Raw genomic sequence first — 24,539 nt, 5'->3', positions numbered from 1 at the left:
ATGGGCAGCGATACGCCTTTTCCCTTTCGGATCTATCCGACAAATAGACATGCAGGAGTCATAACGTGAGTGTTGATATTAATAATTTAACAGGTGAAGAAACAGCGGAAGAGTTGGAAGCACTGTTGAATGGCTTGGGCGATGTGGATATTTCTGATGAGGCGGCGGGTGCGGTAACCCATACCGGACAAGCTAACGCCGATAATCTGAATGGGCAGCAGGGAAATAAGGGCGATACCACCACGCTGACGCCGGGCGTAGCTGCACAATCACAGACGACCACGACTCAACAGCCAGCCTCCGATGATAACGGTAATGGCACCGCGAAAAGTATTCTCAGCCGAGATGGTAAGCACACTATTCCTTACGGCGTGCTAGAGGCTGAGCGCGCCGAGAAACAGCGACTGACGGAAGCCAATCAGCGGACGTCTACGGAACTAGCTGAAGCTCGGCGACAGTTGGAAGTCTTTACGCGCCAGATTAACGATGCTGGTTTACAGCCTGCGCAGTTGCCGGAAAAAGCTAAAATCACACCAGAGCAGATCGCGACGGTGCGTGAGAGTTTCCCTGAAGTGGCGAGTGTGCTTGATGCGTTGACGCAGAAAGTGGAATACCTGCAATCTGCGCAGCCAGCCCCGGTAGTTTCTCAACCTGTTAATGATAATCCTGTGATTGCGGCACTGGACGCCACGCCAGATCTGAAAAACTGGCAAGATAGCGATCCAGACCGCTTTACACTGGCGGTGCATATCGATGAAAAACTCAAACTTGATCCCGCGTGGAAAGACAAACCGTTAAATGAACGATTCGGTGAAGTCGTGAAGCGAACCCGCGCCGCCTATGGTGAGTCTGTGGAGAGTGCACCTCAACAGCCTACGCAAGCCGCGCAACAGCAACCGACAGCCGAAGAACTTCAGCAAAAAGCAGCCGATCTGCTGGCGAAAGCAAATGCATCGTCACAGTTGCCTGCGTCACCGTCAGATGTTGGTTCAACGACGCAACACACTACATCGCCACTGGAGCAGGCGGCCAACGCCGATCCTGACCAATTGCAGGTGATGTTTGCTGGCATGACAGATGCGCAGATTGAAGCGCTGTTAGAACAAGCCATCTGACGTTACCTACTCACATCATCCAACCCGCCGCGTGCGGGTTTTCTTTTTTAGGGAATCAACATGACTACCATTACCTCCGCCCAGGCGAATAAGTTGATGCAGGTTGCGCTGTTCACCGCAGCCAACCGCAACCGCTCATTCGTTAACATCATGACGGAACAGCAGGAAGCACCAAAGGCGGTAACGCCGGATAAAAAAGGCGTGAAGCAAACCAGCTATACCGCGCCAGTGGTGCGTATTACCGATCTGCAAAAGCAGAAAGGCGATGAAGTGGATATGCAGATCGTCCACAAACTCAGCAAACGCCCGACGATGGGCGATGCGAAGCTGGAAGGGCGTGGTGAAAACCTCGCGTTCGCGGATTTCTCACTCAAGATTAATCAGGGCCGTCATCTGGTTGATGCAGGCGGGAAAATGTCAGAGCAGCGCTATAAGCACAATCTGAACAAAACCGCACGTACCTTGCTGGGTACGTACTTCAATGATCTGCAAGATCAGTGCGCGACGGTACATCTGGCGGGCGCACGCGGTGATTTCATCGCTGATGACACCATTCTGCCGCTGGCGGGGCATGGTGAGTTCGGCAAAATCATGATTAACGATGTGCTGCCGCCAACCTACGATCGCCATTTTTACGCCGGTGATGCGACCAGTTTTGAAAGTCTGGATGCTGCCGATATCTTCAGTTTGGGCGTGGTCGATAATCTTTCTCTGTTTATCGATGAAATGGCGCACCCGCTCCAGCCCGTCAAAATGTCGAAAGACGAAATGGCGAACGACGATCCTTATTACGTCCTGAACGTCACGCCGCGCCAGTGGAATGACTGGTATACCTCCACGTCGGGTAAAGACTGGCAGGCGATGTTGTCACGCGTTATTCAGCGATCTAAAGGTTTCGATCACCCGCTGTTCAAAGGTGAGTGCGCAATGTGGCGAAACATTCTGGTGCGCAAGTACACAGGGATGCCGATCCGCTTCAATTCTGGCTCTCAGGTCGCTGTATCTAACAATGATCTGGCGGCCACCGTTGCACTGAAAGAAGCAAAAACCACCATTGACCGCGCTATCTTGCTGGGCGGTCAGGCGTTGGCGAATGCTTACGGCACGGGCGAGGGCGGTGGTCACTTCGGTTACCACGAAGAGAAAGTCGATCACGGCAACGGCACGGAGATTTCTGTTCGTTGGATCAACGGCCTGAAGAAAATCCGCTTCCAGCAGAAAGATGGTCGCATGAGTGACCACGGCATTATCGTCGTTGATTCCGCGATCTCTACGGGTCGTTAATCCATCCCCTAATCCCCACATAACAGCAGGCTTCGGCCTGCTGCCTTGTTTTATCAGGAGAAAAATTTATGGCAACGATTCAAGCGCCGTCCATGCGTGACGCGGTGTACCAAGGGCCGCAGGGTAATTTGTCTTTAGCAGAAAGCCAGATTGTGCTGGCTACCGCAGCCGTTGGCGATGTTGTTGAGTTATTGGAAATGCCGATCGGTATGCGGATTTATTCTGTTGATGTCGTCAGTGATGCGCTGGGTGCCAATACCACTGTAGCGATCAAGAGCGGTAATCAGACACTTGTCGCGGCCGCGAGTCATGCAGCGGCGGTGGCGAAATCTGTACCCGTTGTGCCGTACAGCACGGCGATCAGTGGTGAGAAAATCACCGCTACGATTGCTGGTGGTGCCGCAACGGGTCGTCTGATCGTCAATGTGAAATATGTTGCGGTAGGCTACTAAGCCGCCTCTCTAACTATCCAGCCCACTCCGGTGGGCTTTTTTATAAGGATTCAAAAATGGCAGAAGTTTCTGTTGTGTACATCGGTGGTAAAGACAAAAAGCGCGATACCGTGACAGGTAGCCGCCTGATCTTCCCCCGCCTTAAACCCGTCAACGTTGAAAGCGGGATTGCTCACCAGTTGCTGGAATTCCCTACCGTATGGGTACGTGAAGACCAGGTAACATCGGTGTTGGCACAGTCTGCTGAGGACGAGACATTAAAAGCCCAGTTGGCGGTGGAAGAGCTGGCACGCCAGAAGGCTGAAGCTGAAGCGAATAGCTGGGTGGTCAAAATCGGTAACGATGATGTCGATTTGGCAAAACTGACATCCGTCCAACTGGCGACGCTGGTTGAAGCGGAAGATTTGGCGGTTCTGAAGCAAGGCGCTCAGGAAAAAGTTGATGATTTCCGCGCACGCGTTCGTGAAGCTGTTAAAGCAAAGGGCGCTGAATAATGGCATCGCTTGACGCATTCCTGCCAGCGATCCGTAAGCATATTAGCGGGCCGTTAGATTTCATGATGCGGCAATCTGCATTGGAAGCCGCTATCACATTTTGCCGTGAGTCGCTGTTTTGCCGTGAATCGCTGGTGCTGACAGAGGTCGAGCAAGGTGTAACGCTCACGCTGACGGAGAGTCTGGAAGTGAAGTGCGTCAAGCGCTTACTGGTCACCGATATTAGCAACCCTGATGATCCTGCTGTACTGGTTGCGGGCGTAGACTTTTCCGTGATCTCAGCTAATCACATTGCGCCTGCACGGCCGTTTGGCCGCATCGCCATTGTTTTTGCCGTAGAGCCGCGGCGCACTGCGGATGCTGTACCCGATGCGTTGGCTGACGATTACACGGATGTTATTGCTGCCGGTGCGTTAGAAGACCTTTACCTGATGCCAGGCAAGCCGTGGAGCGATCCGCAACGAGCGGCGTATTTCAAATCTCTCTTCACCGATGGTTATCGACGTGCCTATCGTGATGCGCTTGATAACTCCCTGATAACCGGTTTCCACAATCCAGTCCGTAAACACGAATTCTACTAATGACAACGATTAACGACATTATCGGCAGAGCAAACTCGCAGTTGCTGGATTCGCTGTGGCTGCGCTGGCCTAAATCCGAGCTGCTGGATTATTACAATGATGCGATTAACGCCGTAATCATCATCAGGCCAGATGCTGGGGCATCGATTGAGACATTCGATTGCGAGCCTGGTACGCGGCAACGCTTACCCGATGGCGCGATACGTTTACTGGAAATTACGCGAGTAGTTGGGGGGCGTGCTATTCAGCCGTTCCCGCGTGATGCGCTCGATTATCAGTATCCCGATTGGCACAGCATAACGGGCCCGATTGAACGTTATTGCTACGACGAGCAGACACCTAAAACCTTCTTTGTATTCCCCGGTGTACTGGTTGGTGCTCAACTGGAAATCAACGTCGCGCGTTTGCCTTCTCCTGCCAGTATTGCCGATCTATCGCCGCAGAATGCCCGGTTATTCCCCCTTGATGAGCTGTACTTTAACCCTGTCATTGAGTTCATCCTTTTTCGCGCCTATGGCAAAGACGCAGAAAACGGCAATAACGCGATGCTGTCATCCCAGCACTATCAAACTTTTGTCGATCTGCTGGGCGTCAAATCACAAACTGATACCGCCGCCGGGCAGAAAAAGCAGGCGCAATATAATGGGAGTTCGCAAACGTGAGTGTATTAATCAGTGGCGTGTTAATGAATCCGGCTGGTGTCCCTGTTTCTGGTGCCGAGGTCACCTTTAGCGCGCTGACCAACGGGCCTTCGGTATTGAACGGTTTTTCTGCATCTGTCATGACGGATCAGGATGGCAACTACGCTATTCCGTTGGAGATCTGCGATTACGCCATTTCAATCCAGAGTGATGGTTACAACTCGGTCTATGGTTCCGTTTCTATTAATGAGAAATCGACGCCAGCGACGATCAACGAACTATTAAAACTGGCCGCGATGGAGCAGGCCGTTACGCCAGCGATCATTGTCTATTTTCGCGAAATCCAAGCCGATGTTGCTGTGAAGCTGGTTACGGTGCAGACACTGAGTAACAACGCGACAACTGCTGCGCGTGACGCAACCACGGCTAGAAACGAGGCGGCTCAATATGCCCAAAATCTCAGCACGGCGCTCGCTCAAGCCCAGCAAGCCAGCACATCGGCGACTGCTTCAGCTAATATGGCTACCCAATCGGCCAATAAAGCCGACAGTGCCAAAAATGCCGCAGAAGCAGCCGCGGGAAATGCTCAGGCGACACTGGCTAACGCCATGCTTAAGGGGCAGTTCGGTTGGGGTGGGAGGCTGGTACAAATATCCAACGTAGATATATTAGATTATTTCAAAGGTGCTGTGCCATCTGGCCTGTATCAGTGCGATTCATCAAACGTCACTGGCCTGCCTCCCGGATTCGGTCCTAGCAATATTGACTGGCGAAATCCATCCCCAGGGTTTGGCGTAATGGAAGTTACTGATGTGACTTATCCATCACGAAAACATTGGGTCGTTCTCATGAATGGAAACTGGCAGGGCTGGGTTTCGGACATTGTATCCCACAGTTCTACAACCAGAATCCCGTCACGTATCACTGAAATCAGTGATCCTACGCACTCAGGCGGGGATTATGTAATCGAATATGGGGCAATGTCAGGCACGGCTGCTTATTGTTATTGGGATTGGCATATGGATGGGAACCCGACCACAGATTACAACATTCGGTTCGGCGCTGCGCCTCCTGCGTCCGCGGGCGGAAAGTCAGACCTCTACATTGAATTAAAAGACATGTTCCTTAACAATGACAGGGTTGTTACGGGGGGCCGCTGGGGATTTGGTGGTATATCCCAAAATATTCAATCCCTATGGGATGATGCAACATGGAATTCGTACTTAAAGGATAACGAAAGTCAGGTATGGAGACAGAATGCTCCTGTAAATAGTACAGCGAGCATGCCTCCATATTCCACAGGCGTTTCATTTAGGTCATCAGATACGTACGGGGCGTTATTTTTCCCGATAACTTACAATAGCAGTGAATTTTTGACCGTATACGGCGGAAATACATCCGGCTCATTACAGACTGTCAGGAAGTTGTGGGACAACATTACAATGGCAGTGCAACACCAAAGTGGGAAGGGGTTTGTTTTAAACGATATAGGGGTAACCTCCCCCAAACCCACAACAATGGATGAATACCTTTACCAACTTTCTCAACATCAGGGCATGGGCAGCAGAACATTTATTGATGGATCATGGAAATCGCATATATCAGTGCGGCATCTGGGTGGCGTGCCTGAAAGCGGTGACAATAACAACACACAGTATGGATTAGCCATAATTGACGAAAACATGCTCAGCCACAATTATGACATCAGATTGTACAGGCAACGTGAAAACACTTGGCTCCCCCCAGTTAGTTTGTATCACTCTGGGAACGCAACAGCAGACGCCAACGGACATCTAAAAGTGTCATCCCCGATAGTGAAGCTCTTTTCCGATGGTTCATCAGAGCTGAATGCAGAATCCTATGGTGTTGTAACCACGCGACTATCTGAAGGGGTTTATCACATCACTGGCTGTCTTGGATTAAATGCTGATCGTGCATGGGGCGGCGAAGATGGTGGAATTACAAACCCTCGATGTCGTAATGGTTACGAGCGGATCTGGAATGACTACGACGTGCAAGAGGATGGCTCACTCATAATACGAACATATCATCGTGTTCACAGTGACGCCATGCCGTTTGCGCAGAACCGATTGAATTTGGATCATCGACCGTATAACGAGAAGAGGGATTCTGAAGAGTGGGTCGACCGTTCCCCGATCGATATCCCGCTGGGTACTTATCTGACGGTTCGTGTACAGATGCCTTCACGCGAGGAAAAGCAATATGTGCCAGCCACAGCAACGTTTACTGCAATAGCGTCTCACCTACCTGATCACGCAAAAAACGATAATTGCTCAGCAATGATATCGAGCGCACTCTCCAGCGTTTCTACTGGATCTGTGTGAATCGCTGGTGCATCAGTTTCGCCGATGTGTACTGCGACATAAAACCCTGAATCTTCTATCACTGCATATGCTCCAATGGGGCAGTCTGTCAGCATGTCATGTTCATCAAGTACGCAGATTGTCGTTCCGTGATAATCAATGGTGTGCATATTCAATCCTTTTAAATTGCGTAGGTGAAAGATACGCGCTAAATTCCCCAAAGATACCAAGCCTCGCCTTAAAAAGCGGGGCTTTTTTGTTTTCTGTCTCAGGATCATTATGGCGACCATTGATATCACCACAATGCGCGGAATGATGCCACGCATTGTTGAACACCTTTTACCTGAATCTAACGCGGCGGTGGCGGAGAGCTGTCACTTTCGGCATGGTGTTATCACTCCTATGCTGGATGATACCGATCAGGGTAAAACCTTTACCTTCAAGCCCAAAACCATCTTCCACTATCGCGATAATTTCTGGTTTGCCTGGAATAAGATTGTTGACGCAATCCGCAGTCCGGTCGCCAATGATGATTATGGGCGCGTTTATTACACCGACGATGAATTTCCGAAGGTTACATCTGCACAGATTGCGACGGGCGGTAACGGCAATTATCCCTCGGCATTTTTCCGTCTTGGTGTTCCGGTGCCTGCCAACCCGATCGTCATTGGCACCATCACGCCGCCAACTGACGTAGAAGAAGATGATCCAACGGATGATGAAACGCGCTTCTACACTGAAACCTACGTTACGGCATATGGTGAAGAGGGGCCGCCGGGGCCAGCCTCTGCGGAGCTGACGATAAAGTATTCTGGGAGTTCAGTGGAACTGAATTTGCAACCACCCGGCCAGCAGAACAACAACATCACCAAACGCCGGATTTATCGATCGGCGACCAGCAGCCAATCGGCTGACTTCCTGTTAGTGGCCGAGCTGGATATTGCCGTCGGTGTATTTGTTGACGATCTGTCAAATGCTCAGCTTAGCGCTTCACTGGAGACTTATGACTACTACATGCCGCCGGATGGCATGATCGGTTTGTGCATGATGTCTAACGGTATTGCTGCTGGGTTTAAAGGCAATCAGGTGATGTTCAGTGAAGCCTATTTGCCTTACGCATGGAAAGACAGCAACAAACAGACCACGCAGGATGATGTTGTGGCGATCGCGTCAGTAGGCACAACGCTGGTCGTTGGCACGAAAGGTATCCCATATATTTTTTCAGGCATCACGCCGTCGAATATCACGTCAACGCATTCCCTGATCGCGCTGTCCTGCGTCTCACGCCACTCAATGGTAACGATGGATGGTTTTGCGTTGTATGCCTCGCCGAATGGCCTGGTTTCTATCAGTGCTGATGGTGCGGCGACGATTGCTACGGCAAATATCGTTGAGGCTAAGCAGTGGCGGAAAGATTTCAATCCGACAACGATCCGAGCCTGGCGCGTGGAAAACGAATATCTGGCGCTGTATGACACAGATAACGGGGTGGCTGGGTTTATTTTCGATCCTGCCAGCATGGATATTCGCCACATCACGACATCGTTTGATACAGCCTATAACGATCCGGCGGGTGACACGCTCTATATCGTGAAAGGGCGGCAGCTATATACGTTCAACGATGGCGCTTTCAACCTGAATATGCGCTGGCGCTCGAAGCAATATCTGGCTCCGGCGCATACGGCCTTTTCCTGCCTGCGAGTCATGAGCAATGCGTTATCGCACGTCGGCGTCATTCTGCATGTTGATGGTCGCTCAGCGTTGCATTTGCCGCCGGGCAGCCTGCGAGATTCGTTAGTTAAGCTGCCTCCCATTCGCGGTAAACGCTGGCAGGTTGAAGTCTACGGCAGCGTGCAGGTAGACAGAATTACGTTAGCTACATCGATGCAGGAAATGACAGCATGACGGCAAAGTTTAGAGCGGGCAAAGACCAGTCGGCGGTTTTAGAGAACGTTGAAACGCTGACCGGCCAACGTGGTGACGGGCGCAATCGCGCGGTGACGTATGGTGATTTGGCGACCCTTGGTCTGGCTAACCTGCGTCAACTCGGGGGCGGAAAGGTTACGCTAACACCCGGTAATGGTTCAGGCGGCTCAAATTCAGGTGGTGGTGTACAGAAGCCAACCAAACCGACCAATTTCAAAGCGACAGGCGGCTTTGCCTATGTGCTGCTTGAATGGGACATGCCCAATTATCGCGGTCGCTCACTGACAGAAATCTATCGCTCTCCTGAAGATAATCTGGCAAATGCTGTGTTGATCGCCAGCTCTGCTGCTGGGGTTTACGGTGACCCCGTTGATCCAGACTGGAAAGGGTACTACTGGATACGACATGTTAATTCGTTGGGTGAGCCGGGACCGTTCAATGATTCAAAAGGCACCTATGCACAAACGCATCCCGATCCGGCGGCCATCATAGAGGTGATTACGGAGCAACTGAATACGTCGCCATTGATTGCCAATCTTACGGATAAGCTGGAAACAAACACAAAGAATATCGGCACGGTTGATTCAAATGTAAAAACGCTATCTGAATCGGTGAAGAATCAAAACAGTGCAATGGCAAAACGGGTAACCGATGTTGAAACGTCATCACAAAGCAATGTATCGGCTGTAAGGGAGTTATCGAAATCGGTATCCGATCGGTTTTCATCATCAGCAGAGCGTGTTGAAAAGGTAGAAGCTGCAACGAGAGAAAACAATGCAGCGGTGCAGACAAATGCAAAAGCCATCACTGAAATGGATAAAAATGGCTCAGCGTCATATCGGGCAATGTGGAGCGCGAAAGCACAAGCCGGCGATGTGTCGGCAGGAATTGGTATTGTTGCATCGAAAGACAACAACGGTAATACCATTAGCCAGGTTGCAGTATCAGCTAATCAGTTCTTTATCTTTGATCCTAATAACCCCAACGATAAAGCCACCTATGCAATTCCTTTTGCCGTCGTGGATGGCAAAGTGGTTATTGATGAATTGATTGCCAAAGATGCAGTGATCAAAATATTAGCGGCGCAAACCATTATTGCAGACAGTGTGAAGGCGGGGATTGAAATAGTTTCTCCGTATATAAAAACGGCTCGGATTGAGAGTGGTAATTTCACCGTCGATCAGAACGGTAATATGACGGCGACGAATGCAAATATTGAGGGACGGGTAGTTGCTACGTCAGGTTCGTTCTCAGGAAGCGTCAATGCGACAGACGGAAGTTTTCGCGGCACAGTGCATGCAACTGATGGGGAGTTTCGAGGAAGCGTTTATGCGACGGATGGCGAATTTAGGGGGACTGTACGAGCTACCGATGGTGAATTCCGAGGCACGGTCTACGCAACAGATGGCAGATTTGAAGGTACTGTTTATGCAAACAAGATAGAAGGGGATGTTGTTCAGGTTTATCAGGTCCCCCCAATCGGGAGTCAACAGACCATATCGTTTAGATATAGAGGGGGTCAAAACCAAGTAATGGTTATTTCATCCGCAGCGATTAGTATGACTCTGACAGGGAAATCAAATAAGCGTACATTCGGATATTTAGAGCTCCTAATTAATGGACGGGTTGTATCTACGTTGTCAGGCAGCGTGGGGCGGGACTTTATTGGAACAGTAACCCCCACGGATGTATCCGCTAGCTATGTTAAATCCTTTTCTGCTGAAATTCCCGCCGGTTCATCAAATGTCCTTATTCAGGTGCGAACTAGTGGCGATGCAAATTGCAGTGCCGATGGTATTTTGTTCATATTTTCACGAAAGAATTCTAGCGCGTTCTCGTAGCCGAGCCTGAATATCATTGCTTATGGAAAAAATAATGAATCGTGTCGCCGAAGATGTCGGCGAGCCGGATTTAATTATTCGAATTCAAAACGCCTGCCGTAAAAAGCAGGCGTTTTGCTTTGGTTCGGAAAATGGGCGAATCGTGTTAGTGCCAAAATCACGGAACGGTATTCCTTATGTTTTTGTCTGGCTGGCGGTTAGCACTGAGCCGGATAGCATCGCGCGTTATCTGGATGAGGTGAAGGTGTTAACTCGCATGGTTGGGGGGCGGTGGGCTGAATTTAATACGGCAAGAAAAGGCTTCATTCGGATTGCTGCAAAATCCGGTTTTGAGCGATTACCCAATGAAGACGGGTTCATGACATTCAAAATACTGGTGTGAGGTGAAGAGTGGGTGGCAGTAAAGGTAGCAATGAAATTAAGGAGACATCCCAACAGCATGCAGCGGCGGATGTTGCGCGGCAACAGTGGGATCTTTATCAAGGCGAGTTGAAGCCCTATGAAAACATATTCATGAATAAGGTGGAGGAGCTTAACGATCAGCAGAAATACGACGGCATTGCTGGTGATGTCAATCTCGGTTACCAGCAGGCATTTGGTCAAGTCAGGCGACAGGCGGCAGATGGTCTTGCATCGGCAGGTGTCGATCCCAGCAGCGGTAAATTCCAAGGTGGGTTGAAAGATATCGCGACCGACCAGGTGACAGGCACGATTGATGCGACGAACCGCTCTCAGACCGATCAGCAAAATAAGCATGTCGCTGGGTTACAGGATGTTCAAGCAATGGGGGCAGGGCAAAAAGCGGAAGCATTGCAGGGCTATCAGGGTATTGCCGCGGCGTCACAGCAGAAAGCGATTTCGGATGCAGAGTCATCACTGGCGAAGCAGCAGGCTACGAAAGGACTGATCAGCACGGTGGGTGGTGCTTTAGTAAGCAAGGGGTTATCCAGCTTGCCGAAGAGCACGCCAACGCCAACAGGCGGCAGTTCCAGCGGTGTATTTGGTGTGTCTGATACGCCATTTATGAGCACGAACTTCAGAAATACGGGGGGGTAAAAAGTGGGATACGCATCGGATACCTTTGCCGACGTTACGCGTAAGCAGTACGCCGACTGGCAGCAGCGATACCTTCCAAAGCTACAAGGCCTGATGGATTTATCAACCAGTGGCCAACTGATGAATAACCAATTAGCGCGGGCAGATGCGACGCAGCAACAGACGTTGAATACAGCAATGGTGGGTTCAGCTAATCAGCAGGCGCGTTATGGGGCAACTCAACAAACAAATCAAAGTGATAACAGTCTAGGGCTTAAGTCTGCACTCGCTGCCGCAGGGGCGAAAAACGGTATTCGTGATGCAGAAACGGATCGGCAGATGAGCATATTAACTGGCGGTTCTACTGGGCTGCGCGATCTTCTCAAAATCGGGAGCGAAACATAATGGGGTACGGCTTAATTGATATTGCAGCACAGACGCGCCAGCAGGGTTTACAAGGCATGCAGCAGGCGGCAGAGCTGGAACAGCAGCGGGAATCCGCCAATGAACAGCTCAAGTCTCAACAAAAAATGGCATCTAACCAGATGAAAGGCTCAATGGCGGGTATGGGGGCGATGGGGGGCGCAGCAATGGGCGCTTCTTACGGCTCAGTCGGAGGGCCACTTGGTGCGGTAATTGGTGCCGGAGTTGGGTTGCTGGCTGGCTCACTATTTTAACTGGAGGACGTGATGGCAGATGTAAGAGGACTGGCAGACGGCTTTCTGGCCGGATTCAATACGATGGATAATGCGCTACAGCGTCGGGAAGAATCAGAGCTGCGGCGGCTAATGGTAGACCAACAACAGAAGAATGAAGATCGACGCTTTGGATTGGCTCAGACGCAATTTGATTACGGTAAAGAAACTGATAATCGCAATTTTGCGTATCAGGTTGGGCGGGATAAGGTTACCGATGAGCAATGGGGGTTAAGTCACACACTGAATGCGAAAAACGCCGAACGCTCACATGCCCTGCAAGCGCAGAGTAATAATTTAGCCCAACAGCGGCTTGATTTTCAGGTAACTGAGCAGAAGCGGAAGGATCGTTTAGACTCTGAAACGCCTACAGCTAAAGCTGCATGGGATCGCCTTGGTGCTGGCATTTATGATGATGAATCCTTGCGTCTTATGAATATGATATCTGACGATAATCCGCTGAGTCCGAAACGGTTGTTTGGTCCAGATAAAATCCAGACTGTCAGGGATATCAGCATGCTTATGCCAAAAGTCAATGATGGCTCCATAGATTATGATGACCCAGCGGTAATTCGTGTCGGTAATACGGTTCTTTCGGATTTGATTCAACGAAATGTTGGCGAAACCGATCCTCAGACAGGCAAGGTAATTAAAAATAAAGAGTTGGCTCACTGGGGGTTAACGGAAGATCAAAAAGGCATCATCCCAACGTTGAAAATAACATACGGCGATGGCTCGACAGCAATGAAGCCAATGACAAAAAATGGCTCGTCGGATGAGCGTGACGATGGTGTTGCGGTAATTCCAGTTGAAAGCCTGTATAAACGTTTTCGCGGCTACAGCCAGATGGTAGGTGCCGCAAATGATCCACGATTGGCTCAATTTATGAACAGCATAGTTAATCCGCCAGATAAGACGGCAGTACGTGAAGAAGCAAAAGATCATCGCGCTCAGGCAGCCAAATTGATTATTGAAGAATCGAAAGCGATTTCTGCAAATCCAGAAAATGAGAAGACGATTCGTGCGCAATTTGCTCAAGCGCGAAGGCAGTTAGATGCGGCGTTTGGGATAACTGCGTCACCAGCAGCGGGCAATCCTCAGGTTGACGCGCAACTAACTCAATGGGCTGCTGGCGATCAGGGCAAGGTTGCATTTGCTCAGAAAGCTATCGCTATGGGCGTGCCAGTCACCTCATTGAGCGCTGAGCAATTGGAGGCCAAGTATCTGCAATATACGAAAGGTGCGAAGGCGTCTGAGGATGCTGCTGTAGCTAACCAGTTGCGGCAGCCGCAGACTGGTCAGCCAGCACACCCGCCGTATTATACGGGAAAGTAAACATATAGGCGCATTACTGCGCCTAAAAATTATCAACGATAGCCACCGCCACCAGGGCGAGAATCAGCAGATCGCCCACCGCAGCGTGAGCCGTCAGCAGCGGTATCAGAATCATGCTGACAACGGCCAGATCCAGCCATCACCTGAAATGATGAACCTAAAGTTAACATCACAAAAATTAGTGCAATTGCTTTCTTCATTATTAGCTAGTCCTTGAATGTGTGTAGCCTGCCAAATGGCGGCAACAAGAGCGTAGCCTAAGAAAAAATTCTTGCCTGTTATTTTTGATGAGAATGCGCTAAATTCCCCAAAGATACCGAGTTACGCCCTAAAAAGCTGACTCGGTTTTTTTATGCGCCACGCTCGGCGATCCCACCACAGAACCTGTTTGGAAATGAACCTTGAGAAACGGCAGCTATAGGTTGGCGTCCTTCTGTGGGGCTGTCATTTCTGGGCGACAAGGTTCATTTCCAAAAGGCAGCCGCCATGAAATACCCAACAGTAGTAGTAAACGGCGTTTCCGTTCGTGTTGACGAAGCGGGCCGCTACAATCTCAACGATCTCCATGCCGCCGCCGTGGCGGACGAGAAGGCTACTGAATCACAGCGCCCTGGCGCATTTATGCAGAGCAAGCAGGTCAAGAGGTTTGTTCAAACGCTGAGCGATGCAATGAAAGTTGCATCGGTAAAAGTCATCAGAGGTGGACCGCAGCAAGGGACATGGGGCCTCGAACTGGTGGCGATTCGCTACGCTGCGTGGCTTAGCCCCGAGTTCGAAATTCGTGTCTATCAGACATTTCAGGCCGTCGTCCGGATGGGGATCGACGTACTATCTCGCCTCAACCGACTGGATCACATCATCAACTCCGAAACCAAAGAGGTCAGTCATTGCGCCAGACAAATGGCGAAATGGGGTGTTGGTGGACGGAAAAGTCTGCTGCTTACTGCGCGTGAACGAATGGTTAATGAGGTACAGATACTCATACCTGGAATAGACGTGTAACAGCCAGCGCAAAATTGCGCTCACTGATTTCAAACGACTTTTCACCACACCGCTTCGGCGGTTTTTTTATGCCCAAAATTTTGGAGTCCGTAATGGCTTACGATCCTCAGCAGCAGCGCCCCGAACAGCAAGTGACGAACAATAACCGTCAAGCCCTCAATATTCAGCAGCCGGGTGAACCATCCGACTTTGATCGTCAGTTTTTTTCGGCTGAAAGCTGGAATAAACCCATTATTGAGCCAAAGGCGACACTGGGTGATTACGGAAAATCCATTGCAGCCGCGCCCTTTGAGTTTGCGCAAAGTCTTGCACAGCTTCCCGTTGGGGTAACCCATGCTGCGGAGAATTATGCTAATAGCGATGGTCAGGACGAAAAGCGTAAAAAAATGGGGCTATCGGATGAAACGATAGCCAATATGCGAAAAGTCCGAGGCTCGATCTCAGATGGTGTCGATCTGGTCTTTGGCTCTATTGAGAAAGTTGCAGGTAGCGCTGCTGATTCAATTAAAGACTCTATGACCGAAGGCGGTAAGCAGGCTGCTGCACAAGAATTCATTAAAACCGAGCATGATAGTAAGGGGGAGATTACCGGTTTTAGTGCAGGTGATGGGGTATTTAATATTGATTCTTGGGTAATGAATGCGGCACCGTCTCTTGCTCAAATGTTTACGGCTGCTGGTGCTGCAAAGATTGGCGCAAAGGGCATACAAGGGATGATTGAAAAGGGCACGTTTGAGCGCTTGCGCAAAACGATGCCAGAGGACGCTGCGCTTGAAGCTGCGAAGAAAACGGGTGAAGCAGCAAAAGCGCAGGCCCAGAAATACGGGTTTATTGCTGGGATGTCAGGTTCAGCTCAAGGGCAGGGCGGTATCGATATGCGTGAGCAAATCAACAGCCTGTCATTCAATGAGTTGATGGAAAGCTCTACGTTTCAGTCTGCATTCAGCTCAATTGACGCCAACCCAGACAATGCCCGTTTGTCCGATACTCAAAAACTGGAGCTGGCACGTACTCAGGTCGCTGATCAGGCAGCAAGTACTGTAACCGCAGATCCCCGCTTACTGGCAGTCAATATTGCCGCGTCAATGCTGGGCGATCACAAGTTGCTGAAACTGCTAACACGTAAGGGCGCGGCTTCTGGGGTGCTATCTGGTATGACGACAGGAGCCGTGTCAGAAGGTGCAACCGAATTTGCTCAGGGGGCTGGGCAACGTTATGTGCAGAATGAACAGTTGATCGACACCGCGGGGCAAAAAATCGACCCGATGAAAGATGTGCTGAAAACTGGTGCAAATAATGCGGTTGTCGGCGCTGGGATGGGGGCCTCTATTGGTGCTGTTGGGGGCATGCGTGGCCGCAATAATAATCCGACACCAGAACCGAATCAAAATACTGATACCAGTCCGGCAGCAGAACCATCCGCACCTACGCAACCACAGCTTTCCCCTTACGAAGAAGCCACGCAGCGTTATGCAGAAATGGATCGTGCCGCGGTATTGCGTGAGTACGCCAACGCCGATTTATCCAATAATGCCGATGCTAAACTGGCCGCAAATGAACGATTGGCGGGGATCGATCGGGAAGATAGCGTTAAACAGTTCGCGGATAAGTATCAACAGCAATCTGATGATGAATTACTGGTGACTTATCGTGATTTAAACGAAAAAGCGAAACGCAGCGACGAAGAACAAATCCAATATGAAGCCGCCCGCTCCGTACTTTCTCAGCGGTTAGGTGTCAACCAACCGCAGACTACGCAGATCGATGTGCCGGAGTGGCAGGCATCTGGACAGCCATCCGCTGAAGGTAACGGTTCATCTATTCCCGTCGTGAAAATGGGCGAGGATTCACCACCTCCTGGCTATACAGGTGAATGGCGTGATGGCGGCCCCGTGATCTCTGTCACTCAAGGCGCAGACAATCCGCAATTCAACCCTGAAAATGTCGTTGGTACGCCACAGAGTCGTATTGATGAATTCCGCGATACACCCGCTTATCTTAGGGAAGATCCGCGTATTCAGGGATTTGCTGAAGACAGTGATGTGCAGCGTGCGCTTGCGGGACAACCTGATTCACCTACCGCTGATCAACTCATTCGCCAGCAGATTGAGCAGGGCGATCAGGGTTATTCACCGCAAGAACTGGAGGCGCTGGAGCAGGCTGAAAGAATTATCGCCGCGCGTCGTCCACGACTTCCTGCACCTGGTCAAACGTCAGTGATCGCTATGCCGGGAGAGGTTCGCCCACTCATGGGTGATGATGCTCAGGCAGGAACGGGGCCGCAGTTTGATTCAGGCCAACAGGTACGCGGACAAGAATTCATCCCCGCTGAACGCTCTCCGGTAATGAATGAAGTTGGCCGCGCCAATCAGACGTATGACGGTGAAGCAGTGCCAACCAGTGCAATTGAAGATAAAAATATTATTTTCTCTGGATCGCCGACTATTGATGAGGGCCAGACGGCGCAGCCTCCGCAGTTTACAGAAGGGGAAACACGCACCCAACGGCAGACACGAGAATTTAGTGATGCCATGGGCGTTAGCGATCAGGTCACATTGCCCGACAATCGCCACCGTGTTGCTGGTGTACCAGTTGATGCACAAACGGAAGCCTATGCACGCGGAGAGTCAGTAGGCCAATTGAAATTGTTTGCTCCGGGTAAACCGTATTCCAGCGAACGGGTTGCAAAAGCCAGTAAGTGGGCGAAGACGCCAGGCGCTACTGTTGAAGAGGTTGACGGCGGTTATGCGGTGCGGTTGCCTGCTCCCGGGCAACAAAAAAATAAGATCACGCTCCCTTCTGGTGAGATTCTTACTGTGACGATGGATCGTGACGTACCTGGCGCTGCCATATTGACAACCGAAGATGGAGGTCAGATTGGCCTAAGTGCAACACAGGTTGATGGGATCAAAAGCGAGCTTGCTGGAGACCGTCCCGTGGGTGGTGGTATCGGTGATCTTGCTCGGCTTAACGCAGCACTGGAGCGCATTCGCACCCATACTGAGCATCGTGGCTATCCATTATTCCCCGTTGATGCAACGCGACGCGACACTGGCGAGAAAGTAAAGGCTTGGGCGGTTCAGGCACAACCCAATAGCCCAATCAAGATGGCACCGAAACTTTTTGATACCCGTGCGGAGGCGATATCTTACGCTGACCGACTTGCCGATCGGGATGAAAACAATGCAATATCCCGCTCCAAACGTGACTCGGAACGTAAAGAGAAAGATACGGCTGAGGCAGTGAAGCGGGCTCCAATTGATGAATTTCTTAATGCTCAGACGTTCAGCCTCATGCAGCGTGGGAAGGCTGACAAAGCGTTACAGGAAATGGTTCACTATTCTGAATTTGATCGCCCAGTGACGAGGGCTGATGCTGTTCAACGGTTGATTGGGCGTGGCTGGTATCCAGAAACTGCACAGAGAGCGTCTGAGAACGGAAGGGTAAAAACGTCGTACCGGATTGTTTCTGATGATGGCGATCTCTATAACGTGACAAAAACGGAGCATGATTTTGCCGCTCATCTGATTGCTAAGCGAGACTCGCTCTCTACCGAGCGGCAGCCCCTCCCCAAGACCGACCAAGATCAATTCCGACGAGATAGCCAGTCACCGCAAAACGCCTCCAAATCTGGGGGCGTTTCTGTTTCTGGGGCTGATATTGGCGGCGGCAACATCATTCATGACGGTAGTTTTAGCCGTGATGGTAGCAAGCCTGAAACGGGCATGTTACGCGATCGTGTACAGCTCGCGGCGGACGGCTTTGTCTCTCATCTGAATGGTGCGGCCAAGATTAAGGTGAAGGCGGTGCAGACGCAGGCCGAAGCTGCCGCGATGATGCCTAACGGCATTCCTGCGGAATTTGGCACAGTTCATGCCATTTACCAGCCGGAGCTGAGCCGTGTGATTGTCATCGCCGACAACATTGCCAACGCCCGTGAACTGCGTGCCAAGCTGCGTCATGAAGTGATCGCGCATCACGGGCTAGCGTCTGTGATTGGTGATGTGGAATACGATCGCATCATGCGCGTGATACACCAGACGCGGGAGAGTCAGAACAAAACCATTCAGGATGTCTGGCGACAAGTCGAACAATCCTACGGGCAGGAGTCGTTAGAAACACAGGCGAATGAGTTTCTGGCGCATATGGCCGAGCGTACCGAGCTAACGAAGGTGGGCGGTGTCTGGGATCGATTCGTTACGCTGCTGACCAACGCAATGCGCAAAGCGGGCGTGCTTAACCCTATGGATATTACGCCAGCGGAGATCCGCAACATCCTGCGCACCATCACCGGCCGCTTCCAGAAAACGGCGATGTATGCCAATGAGCAGCCTGGCACCCGTGAGTTCGATAACACTTTCTCGCGTACCGATGCGCTGTATTCAAAAGCAGATGATGTTGACCCGCTAAAGCCATTGCCGCAGGAGGCTGAGCAGTACCGTGCCGATCTTGATCGGGCTATGCGGTCGTTGAAGTCCGGTGATGTGTCGGTGAAATTAGGCAGAACACCACCAGTGTTAAGGGCGCTGGGTGCGCCTAATCTGGATATGTTTATTAACCGTGATACCGTGCGCAAAGCCACCAATGGGGTGAAACATGATGTGCCTTTATCGGTGATCGAGAATCTTCCTGAACTTATGCACGATCCACTTGCCGTATACCGCTCGTCTACCCAAACCGATGCCGTAGTTATTTTACTTGAGGCGCAGGACACGAATGGGAATCCGGTGGTTTCCGCTGTCCATATGAATGCAAAACGTGACCGCTTGGAGGTGAATCGGGTTGCGTCAGTTTATGGCACTATTGGAGGTATGGCGAAAATCCAAGGAATGGAAAATGCTGGGTTGGCATTGTATCGACGAAAAAAACAAAACCCTGAGTGGCTTCATTCCAAAGAGCTTCAATTACCCAAGGAGAACACCATTCAGGGTTCTGAACCTATGTCCGGTACGGCCCAGGAGCTTCAATTGCTCAAACGCGGTTCACCGGATCAAGGTTCAGAGCAAAATATACTCTCTTCCGCCGACATCCGCAAGAATAAGACGCTGTACTCCCGCTCTGCAAATCCTGCAATGGACGCCGAAACCAGCCGTAAAATGGGCTTCAACGTTGAAAAGGGCTGGTTTGATAAAGCCAAAGACTTCTATCAGATGGCAGCCGATAAAGATCGGACGGAGCTGAAGCAGTGGTGGCAAGAAACCTTCCGCAAACTGAACACGAAAACCTTTGATGGTCTGGCGCCGTTAAAATACGCAGAAGATGCGGTAGATAAATCTGATGCGATGGTTTCCGGCTACACGGCGGCGCGTATGTCTGCGGGTTCTGGTTCGGTGACGGCGGCAGTTCTGGAGCATGGTCTGGTTCGCTATAACAAAAATGAGGGAATCACTGAGCGGATTCCCGGCACTGGTAAAGCGGATTCCTTAATGGGGATTCTGGACGCGCTCGGTAACCACCGTGAAAACTTCCTCAAGTGGATTGCTGGACACCGCTCTGAGCGCCTGATGGCAGAGGGTAAGGAAAATAACTTTACCTCTGATGAAATTGCTTACATGAAGTCTCTGAATCGTGGCAATGAAAAACTGTTTGCGGATCAGAAGGCAAAATACGATGCGTTCATCAAGTCAATTATCGACCTACAGCAGGATATGGGACTAATTGATCCTGATAGCCGGGCGACATGGGAAGATGCCTGGTATCTGCCCTACTATCGTGAAGCAGAAAGCGGCGAAACACACGGCCCGTGGACGACACGCGGCATTGCCAATCAGAGCAGCACAATCCGTAAGCTGAAAGGCTCTGATCTGACCATTAAAGACCCGATTGAAAACCTGTTCAACTATGTTGCCAAGTCAGTTGATGCGTCGATGAAGAATGAGGCTATGCGCCGTTCTGTCACTAATCTGGCTGATACTGGGGTTATCGATATTATCGAGAGCCCCAATGAGATGGATTACCAGCGCCTGAAGAAAGACACGGTGAAGGTATTTGTTGATGGCAAAGAGCAACTGGCTCGCGTTAACGATCCTGACCTTTATCGTGCCTTCACGATGATTGATCTGGAGCGCAGCAAATCGTTATTCATGCGAGCTGCACGACAGGCCAAGCGCGTGTTAACCATCGGCACCACATCCATGCCCGACTTCATCATTCGTAACTTTATGCGTGATGCTATCCATTCATGGGCGATAAATAAGGATGGGTTCCAGCCCGTCATTTCCTCATGGCAGGGACTGAAAAAGGCCATGCGTACTGACGATACGCTGGTTGATATGATGTTTGCTGGCGCGACATTTGGCGGTGGTTACTCCAATGTTTACGATCCGGCGGGCACCGCTTCCAGTATCCGAAAGGTGCTGCGCCGTAAAGGTTATAACGATAGCCAAATCCGTGAATTTGAATCATCGATTGTGCGTAATAGCAAAGAGGTGATGGATAAAATCGGTGCAGGGCTGGAGAAATACCAGAAAGTCAGTGAAGGGGCGGAGAATGCGAACCGGATCGCAACCTATGATGCCGCGTTAAAAGCAGGAAAAAGTAAGGCGCAGGCGGCATTTGAAGCCCGCGATCTGATGGATTTTAGTATGCAAGGGTCGAGCAGCGTGGTTATCGGGTTATCCGATATGGTTCCGTTCTTCAATGCACGCTTGCAGGGTATGAGTAAACTCGGGCGCGCGATTAAAGCTGACCCGCGTGAAGTGTTGAAACGCGGTGGTTACATAGCAGGGCTATCGCTGGCGTTGCTGGCAATGAACTGGGGCGATGAACGCTATGAAGAGCTGCCTGATTGGGATAAAGACGCCTACTGGCATGCATGGATTTACGATCAGCATTTTCGTTTCCCGAAACCCTTTGAAATTGGCCTGATGTTTGGCACGTTGCCGGAGCGTTTTGTCCGCACGCTGCGTGGTGCTGATACGCCTGAAAAATTCGGCAAAGTCGTTGCACATAACTTCTTTGAAACGATGGCATTCAACCCGATACCGCAGGCTACGAGACCGATTCTGGAAGCATTCGTCAATTACGACTTCTTCAAGGGCGGGCCGATTGAGAACATGGCCGATAGCAACGTGATAGCTGGCGCACGTTATAACGACCAAACCAGCCTGTTAATGCGTGAAATCGGCGGGGCTGCGAATCTTTCTCCTAAGATGTTAGATCACATCATCACTGGGTACACTGGCACGCTGGGTTCGTACATTCTGGGGGCGACGAATATCATCATGCGCAACATGGGGGATAGCGGCACATCGCCGTCGCTGCGGCTGGATGAAATGCCCGTCATTAAAGCGTTCGCCCGTGGAGCAGATCCCGCTAAGTCTACTCAGTTTACTGAGGACTTCTACCGCATGATGACGGAAGCCAACCAGATAAACAGCACGATAAACTCCTATCGCAAACAGGGCCGTCAGGATGAAGCCAATGAGCTGTTGCAGGATAACCGCGAGAAACTATCGCAGCGCAAAGCGTTCACGGCGACACAAAAGCAGGTGAAGCAGCTTAATGACCAAATTGAGCTAACCAGGATTGATCGTATCTTAACGGCAGACCAGAAGCGGGAGCGAATTGATCGCCTGATGGCGAAACGAAATATATTAGTTCAGCAGACGGTGAAGCGGGTACATCCGTATTTCGACTAACCAGATTACTTCAACCAACTCCTGATACACATAACGAGTGTCAGGAGTAACAGAAATCCGGTAATGCCGAGAATGATGCTGGTATTGCTATCCAGTTCCATGCGGCATTTACTGGTTATCAGACACGCGCCAATGATAAACGGCACTGAGAGCGCCGGATGTACCAGCACCATAACGGCCGCCAGAATTAGGCACAGAATGAAGGCTACGGATGACATGCTATTAGTCCGTTAAATTTGTTAAGAAGTGAGATTGCAGGCAATTTTCGGGGAAAAATATTCAGTAAAATACAAAGTAGCTCACTGTTTTCTATCGATATTTATCTTAATGAAAACGATGCTGTTCAATGCGCTATTTTCTATTTTTCTTTATATAATTCATTGTGTTGTGGTTTATCCTTCAATCTACTGCTGCGTCACCTTCAATGGTTCGAAGCGGCTGACCTGATTGTTAAAGGCGTTGAAGGCGCGATCAAGAACAAGACCGTGACTTACGATTTCGAACGTCTGATGGAAGGCGCTACGCTGCGTAAATGTAGCGAGTTCGCGCAAGACATCATCGACAATATGTAATCTGCTATTCAGCGCAGATGAAAATCAGGGGCCAATTTGGCCCCTTTTTCTTTACGAATGACCAATGTTCTGTGCATTGGGGATGAGCCGGAAATACATGTGTTCGGGAATCGGGCTGTCCCAGCCGCCGATGTACATCGCAAAGCCGATCATGCCGAAAAGGATGCCGAGCACCAGTAGCGTCATCGTAATACCGGACAATGCCGTTTGTCGCCATAGCGGTTTGGTTGTTTCGCTGCTTTTTTCCTGTGAACCCGAGGGTTTCGTCAGTGAGAAATAAAGCGTTGATGATACCGGGCAGGATTCGACGCAGGTCATACAGGCCGTGCATTCCGCGGTTCTCACCTGAATCAGCTTATCTACCGGAATGTTAGATGGGCAGGCCTTGGCGCACTTGCCGCAATCGATACAGCTGGTGGCGTTGCGACGGATCTTGAAGGGCGACAGCAGCGAAAATACCCCCAAGAGTGCACCGTAGGGACAAAGGTAGCGGCACCAAAAATGGCGGACGAACAGGCTGACAAACGTAAAAAGAAAAACGCAGACTAACGTGATGGTGCCAATATTGCGGAAGAAGCCGAGCATTTTGACGTCGGCGATCAAACCGTAGGGCGACATCAGAAACATATAAATGCCCTGTGCTGGCATTGATAAGGCAATATAGAGGAAAAAGCCTAATAGCAGATATTTCAGGCTACGCAGAGGAATATCCAGCCACTTAGGAAGAATGAAATGACGGCCAAATATTTTTTTCCCCACAGCACCGACCCACTCGGAAACTGTGCCGATAGGGCACAGCCAGGAGCAGAACGATTTCTTCAGCAACAGGCTGGTGAGGACAAATGCGATAAGTAATAGCATTGACGCAAGGTGGATAGGGGGAAAATTACCCGTTTCCCACGTGAATTTCACGTTCATCAATCCGGCAATAGGCAACCAGCCTTCTATGCCGCCTGGCCTCGACATATAAAGACTCGTGCCGCCAGTTTCAAAGTAGCGTACCCAAAAATAGAAGGTGATGCCGATATAAACGTTGATTGCCAATAGCATAATTTGCGTTGCTCTGCGCCAGGTCAGGGCGTTGCGCCAGTCATTCCAGGGAAGTTTACCGCCAGTGGTTCCGGGGCGGCGTTGCCACCGCTTTCTTGCTTTCTCACTCATTGCTCTCAATTGCCCCCATTTATTTTTTTCACTCGGCGCTTTCAATACGCCGAAGGGATCGTGGGGCAACGTTATCACGCTCGGAATGGGTAAAAATTGATTTGTGCATTGTAAATGCATGTTTGTGGTTTTTTTAGCTGATTGATTTGAATAAGAAGAGAGGTAAGAGTGCAGAAGGGCGATTTTTTCTAAGAGCAAAATGAGAGATATAAAAAAGGGTCACGTATTCAATATGTAGATCAGGTCATTGCAGATAATGTTCACGTTCGATGAATGTGCCGATTATCTTGTCATGCATTTCCACTGATTTTGAGTACCCGATAGTTTTACGATTCAGTCGTTTTAACCGGTTGCGAAGATTCAGATTTTCACGTTCAATCCGCTGCGTGTAAAGCTTGCCAGTTATGTGCTTTTTATCCGGCAACATCTCATAAGCACTGA

At 50.4% G+C, this 24,539-nt stretch carries 20 protein-coding genes and 1 pseudogene; 17 read left to right on the top strand and 4 right to left on the bottom strand.

What is annotated here, in order from left to right; translation table 11 throughout:
• Positions 1-65: 65 nt before the first annotated feature.
• From Q3A88_RS00105 to Q3A88_RS00040, 14 genes are all read left to right on the top strand, one after another.
• Entirely contained in the window at positions 66-1,115 is a 1,050-nt protein-coding gene (locus Q3A88_RS00105) for a hypothetical protein (protein ID WP_317177175.1), read from the top strand.
• 60 nt (positions 1,116-1,175) lie between these two features.
• On the top strand, positions 1,176-2,399 hold the full coding sequence (locus Q3A88_RS00100) for a N4-gp56 family major capsid protein (RefSeq protein WP_044202463.1): 1,224 nt from the start codon (positions 1,176-1,178) through the stop codon (positions 2,397-2,399).
• A 68-nt stretch (positions 2,400-2,467) separates the two neighbouring features.
• Positions 2,468-2,851 carry a hypothetical protein gene (locus Q3A88_RS00095; protein WP_224552872.1) on the top strand — a complete coding sequence of 128 codons (384 nt, stop codon included), beginning with the start codon at positions 2,468-2,470 and terminating at the stop codon, positions 2,849-2,851.
• A gap of 56 nt (positions 2,852-2,907) precedes the next feature.
• Complete coding sequence (locus Q3A88_RS00090) at positions 2,908-3,345, top strand: hypothetical protein (protein WP_224552870.1); 438 nt, start codon at positions 2,908-2,910, stop codon at positions 3,343-3,345.
• Entirely contained in the window at positions 3,345-3,926 is a 582-nt protein-coding gene (locus tag Q3A88_RS00085; RefSeq protein WP_317177174.1) for a hypothetical protein, read from the top strand. Before Q3A88_RS00090 ends, Q3A88_RS00085 begins: the two co-directional genes overlap by 1 nt.
• Positions 3,926-4,588: a DUF6682 family protein gene (locus Q3A88_RS00080; protein ID WP_116238156.1), complete on the top strand. Its 663-nt coding sequence runs from the start codon at positions 3,926-3,928 to the stop codon at positions 4,586-4,588. The genes Q3A88_RS00085 and Q3A88_RS00080 overlap by 1 nt, the downstream gene beginning before the upstream one ends.
• Positions 4,585-6,912, top strand: coding sequence for a prophage tail fiber N-terminal domain-containing protein (locus tag Q3A88_RS00075; protein WP_317177173.1), 2,328 nt, complete (start codon positions 4,585-4,587; stop codon positions 6,910-6,912). Before Q3A88_RS00080 ends, Q3A88_RS00075 begins: the two co-directional genes overlap by 4 nt.
• A 258-nt stretch (positions 6,913-7,170) precedes the next feature.
• Entirely contained in the window at positions 7,171-8,796 is a 1,626-nt protein-coding gene (locus Q3A88_RS00070) for a hypothetical protein (protein WP_317177172.1), read from the top strand.
• Positions 8,793-10,658 carry a DUF1983 domain-containing protein gene (locus Q3A88_RS00065; protein ID WP_317177171.1) on the top strand — a complete coding sequence of 622 codons (1,866 nt, stop codon included), beginning with the start codon at positions 8,793-8,795 and terminating at the stop codon, positions 10,656-10,658. Before Q3A88_RS00070 ends, Q3A88_RS00065 begins: the two co-directional genes overlap by 4 nt.
• A gap of 34 nt (positions 10,659-10,692) precedes the next feature.
• Entirely contained in the window at positions 10,693-11,040 is a 348-nt protein-coding gene (locus Q3A88_RS00060) for a hypothetical protein (protein WP_116238159.1), read from the top strand.
• An 8-nt stretch (positions 11,041-11,048) separates the two neighbouring features.
• A complete protein-coding gene (locus tag Q3A88_RS00055) occupies positions 11,049-11,714 on the top strand; it encodes a hypothetical protein (RefSeq protein ID WP_317177170.1) in 666 nt (221 codons plus the stop codon).
• A gap of 3 nt (positions 11,715-11,717) precedes the next feature.
• Positions 11,718-12,098: a hypothetical protein gene (locus Q3A88_RS00050; protein WP_317177169.1), complete on the top strand. Its 381-nt coding sequence runs from the start codon at positions 11,718-11,720 to the stop codon at positions 12,096-12,098.
• A complete protein-coding gene (locus tag Q3A88_RS00045) occupies positions 12,098-12,370 on the top strand; it encodes a bacteriocin (protein WP_317177168.1) in 273 nt (90 codons plus the stop codon). Before Q3A88_RS00050 ends, Q3A88_RS00045 begins: the two co-directional genes overlap by 1 nt.
• Before the next feature lie 12 nt (positions 12,371-12,382).
• On the top strand, positions 12,383-13,723 hold the full coding sequence (locus Q3A88_RS00040; protein ID WP_317177167.1) for a hypothetical protein: 1,341 nt from the start codon (positions 12,383-12,385) through the stop codon (positions 13,721-13,723).
• Positions 13,724-13,755: 32 nt separating this feature from the next.
• Here the strand turns inward: Q3A88_RS00040 and Q3A88_RS00035 are convergent, their stop codons facing one another.
• A complete protein-coding gene (locus Q3A88_RS00035; protein ID WP_071822589.1) occupies positions 13,756-13,923 on the bottom strand; it encodes a transmembrane anchored protein in 168 nt (55 codons plus the stop codon).
• A 286-nt stretch (positions 13,924-14,209) separates the two neighbouring features.
• Between Q3A88_RS00035 and Q3A88_RS00030 the strand changes: the two genes are divergently transcribed.
• Both Q3A88_RS00030 and Q3A88_RS00025 read left to right on the top strand, forming a co-directional pair.
• Complete coding sequence (locus Q3A88_RS00030) at positions 14,210-14,725, top strand: KilA-N domain-containing protein (protein WP_317177166.1); 516 nt, start codon at positions 14,210-14,212, stop codon at positions 14,723-14,725.
• A gap of 92 nt (positions 14,726-14,817) precedes the next feature.
• Entirely contained in the window at positions 14,818-22,365 is a 7,548-nt protein-coding gene (locus Q3A88_RS00025; RefSeq protein WP_317177165.1) for an LPD38 domain-containing protein, read from the top strand.
• 5 nt (positions 22,366-22,370) lie between these two features.
• On the opposite strand, the gene Q3A88_RS00020 is transcribed toward Q3A88_RS00025, so the two are convergent.
• Positions 22,371-22,583, bottom strand: coding sequence for a hypothetical protein (locus Q3A88_RS00020; RefSeq protein ID WP_317177164.1), 213 nt, complete (start codon positions 22,581-22,583; stop codon positions 22,371-22,373).
• Between the two features lie 183 nt (positions 22,584-22,766).
• On the opposite strand from Q3A88_RS00020, the pseudogene Q3A88_RS21860 reads away from it, so the two are divergent.
• A pseudogene (locus Q3A88_RS21860) lies at positions 22,767-22,937 on the top strand (NADP-dependent isocitrate dehydrogenase); the annotation flags it as partial.
• Positions 22,938-22,988: 51 nt separating this feature from the next.
• Here the strand turns inward: Q3A88_RS21860 and Q3A88_RS00010 are convergent.
• Both Q3A88_RS00010 and Q3A88_RS00005 read right to left on the bottom strand, forming a co-directional pair.
• A complete protein-coding gene (locus Q3A88_RS00010; RefSeq protein ID WP_317177163.1) occupies positions 22,989-24,098 on the bottom strand; it encodes a 4Fe-4S binding protein in 1,110 nt (369 codons plus the stop codon).
• 244 nt (positions 24,099-24,342) lie between these two features.
• Positions 24,343-24,539, bottom strand: a 197-nt coding sequence (locus Q3A88_RS00005) for an IS1 family transposase (protein ID WP_317177162.1), incomplete at its 5' end; no start/stop codon positions are given.

Origin of the sequence: Pectobacterium sp. HCp5_1, from assembly GCF_032905925.1 — a bacterium.
Classification (GTDB): domain Bacteria; phylum Pseudomonadota; class Gammaproteobacteria; order Enterobacterales; family Enterobacteriaceae; genus Pectobacterium; species Pectobacterium brasiliense_A.
This window is presented reverse-complemented; position numbering and strand designations above follow the sequence as displayed.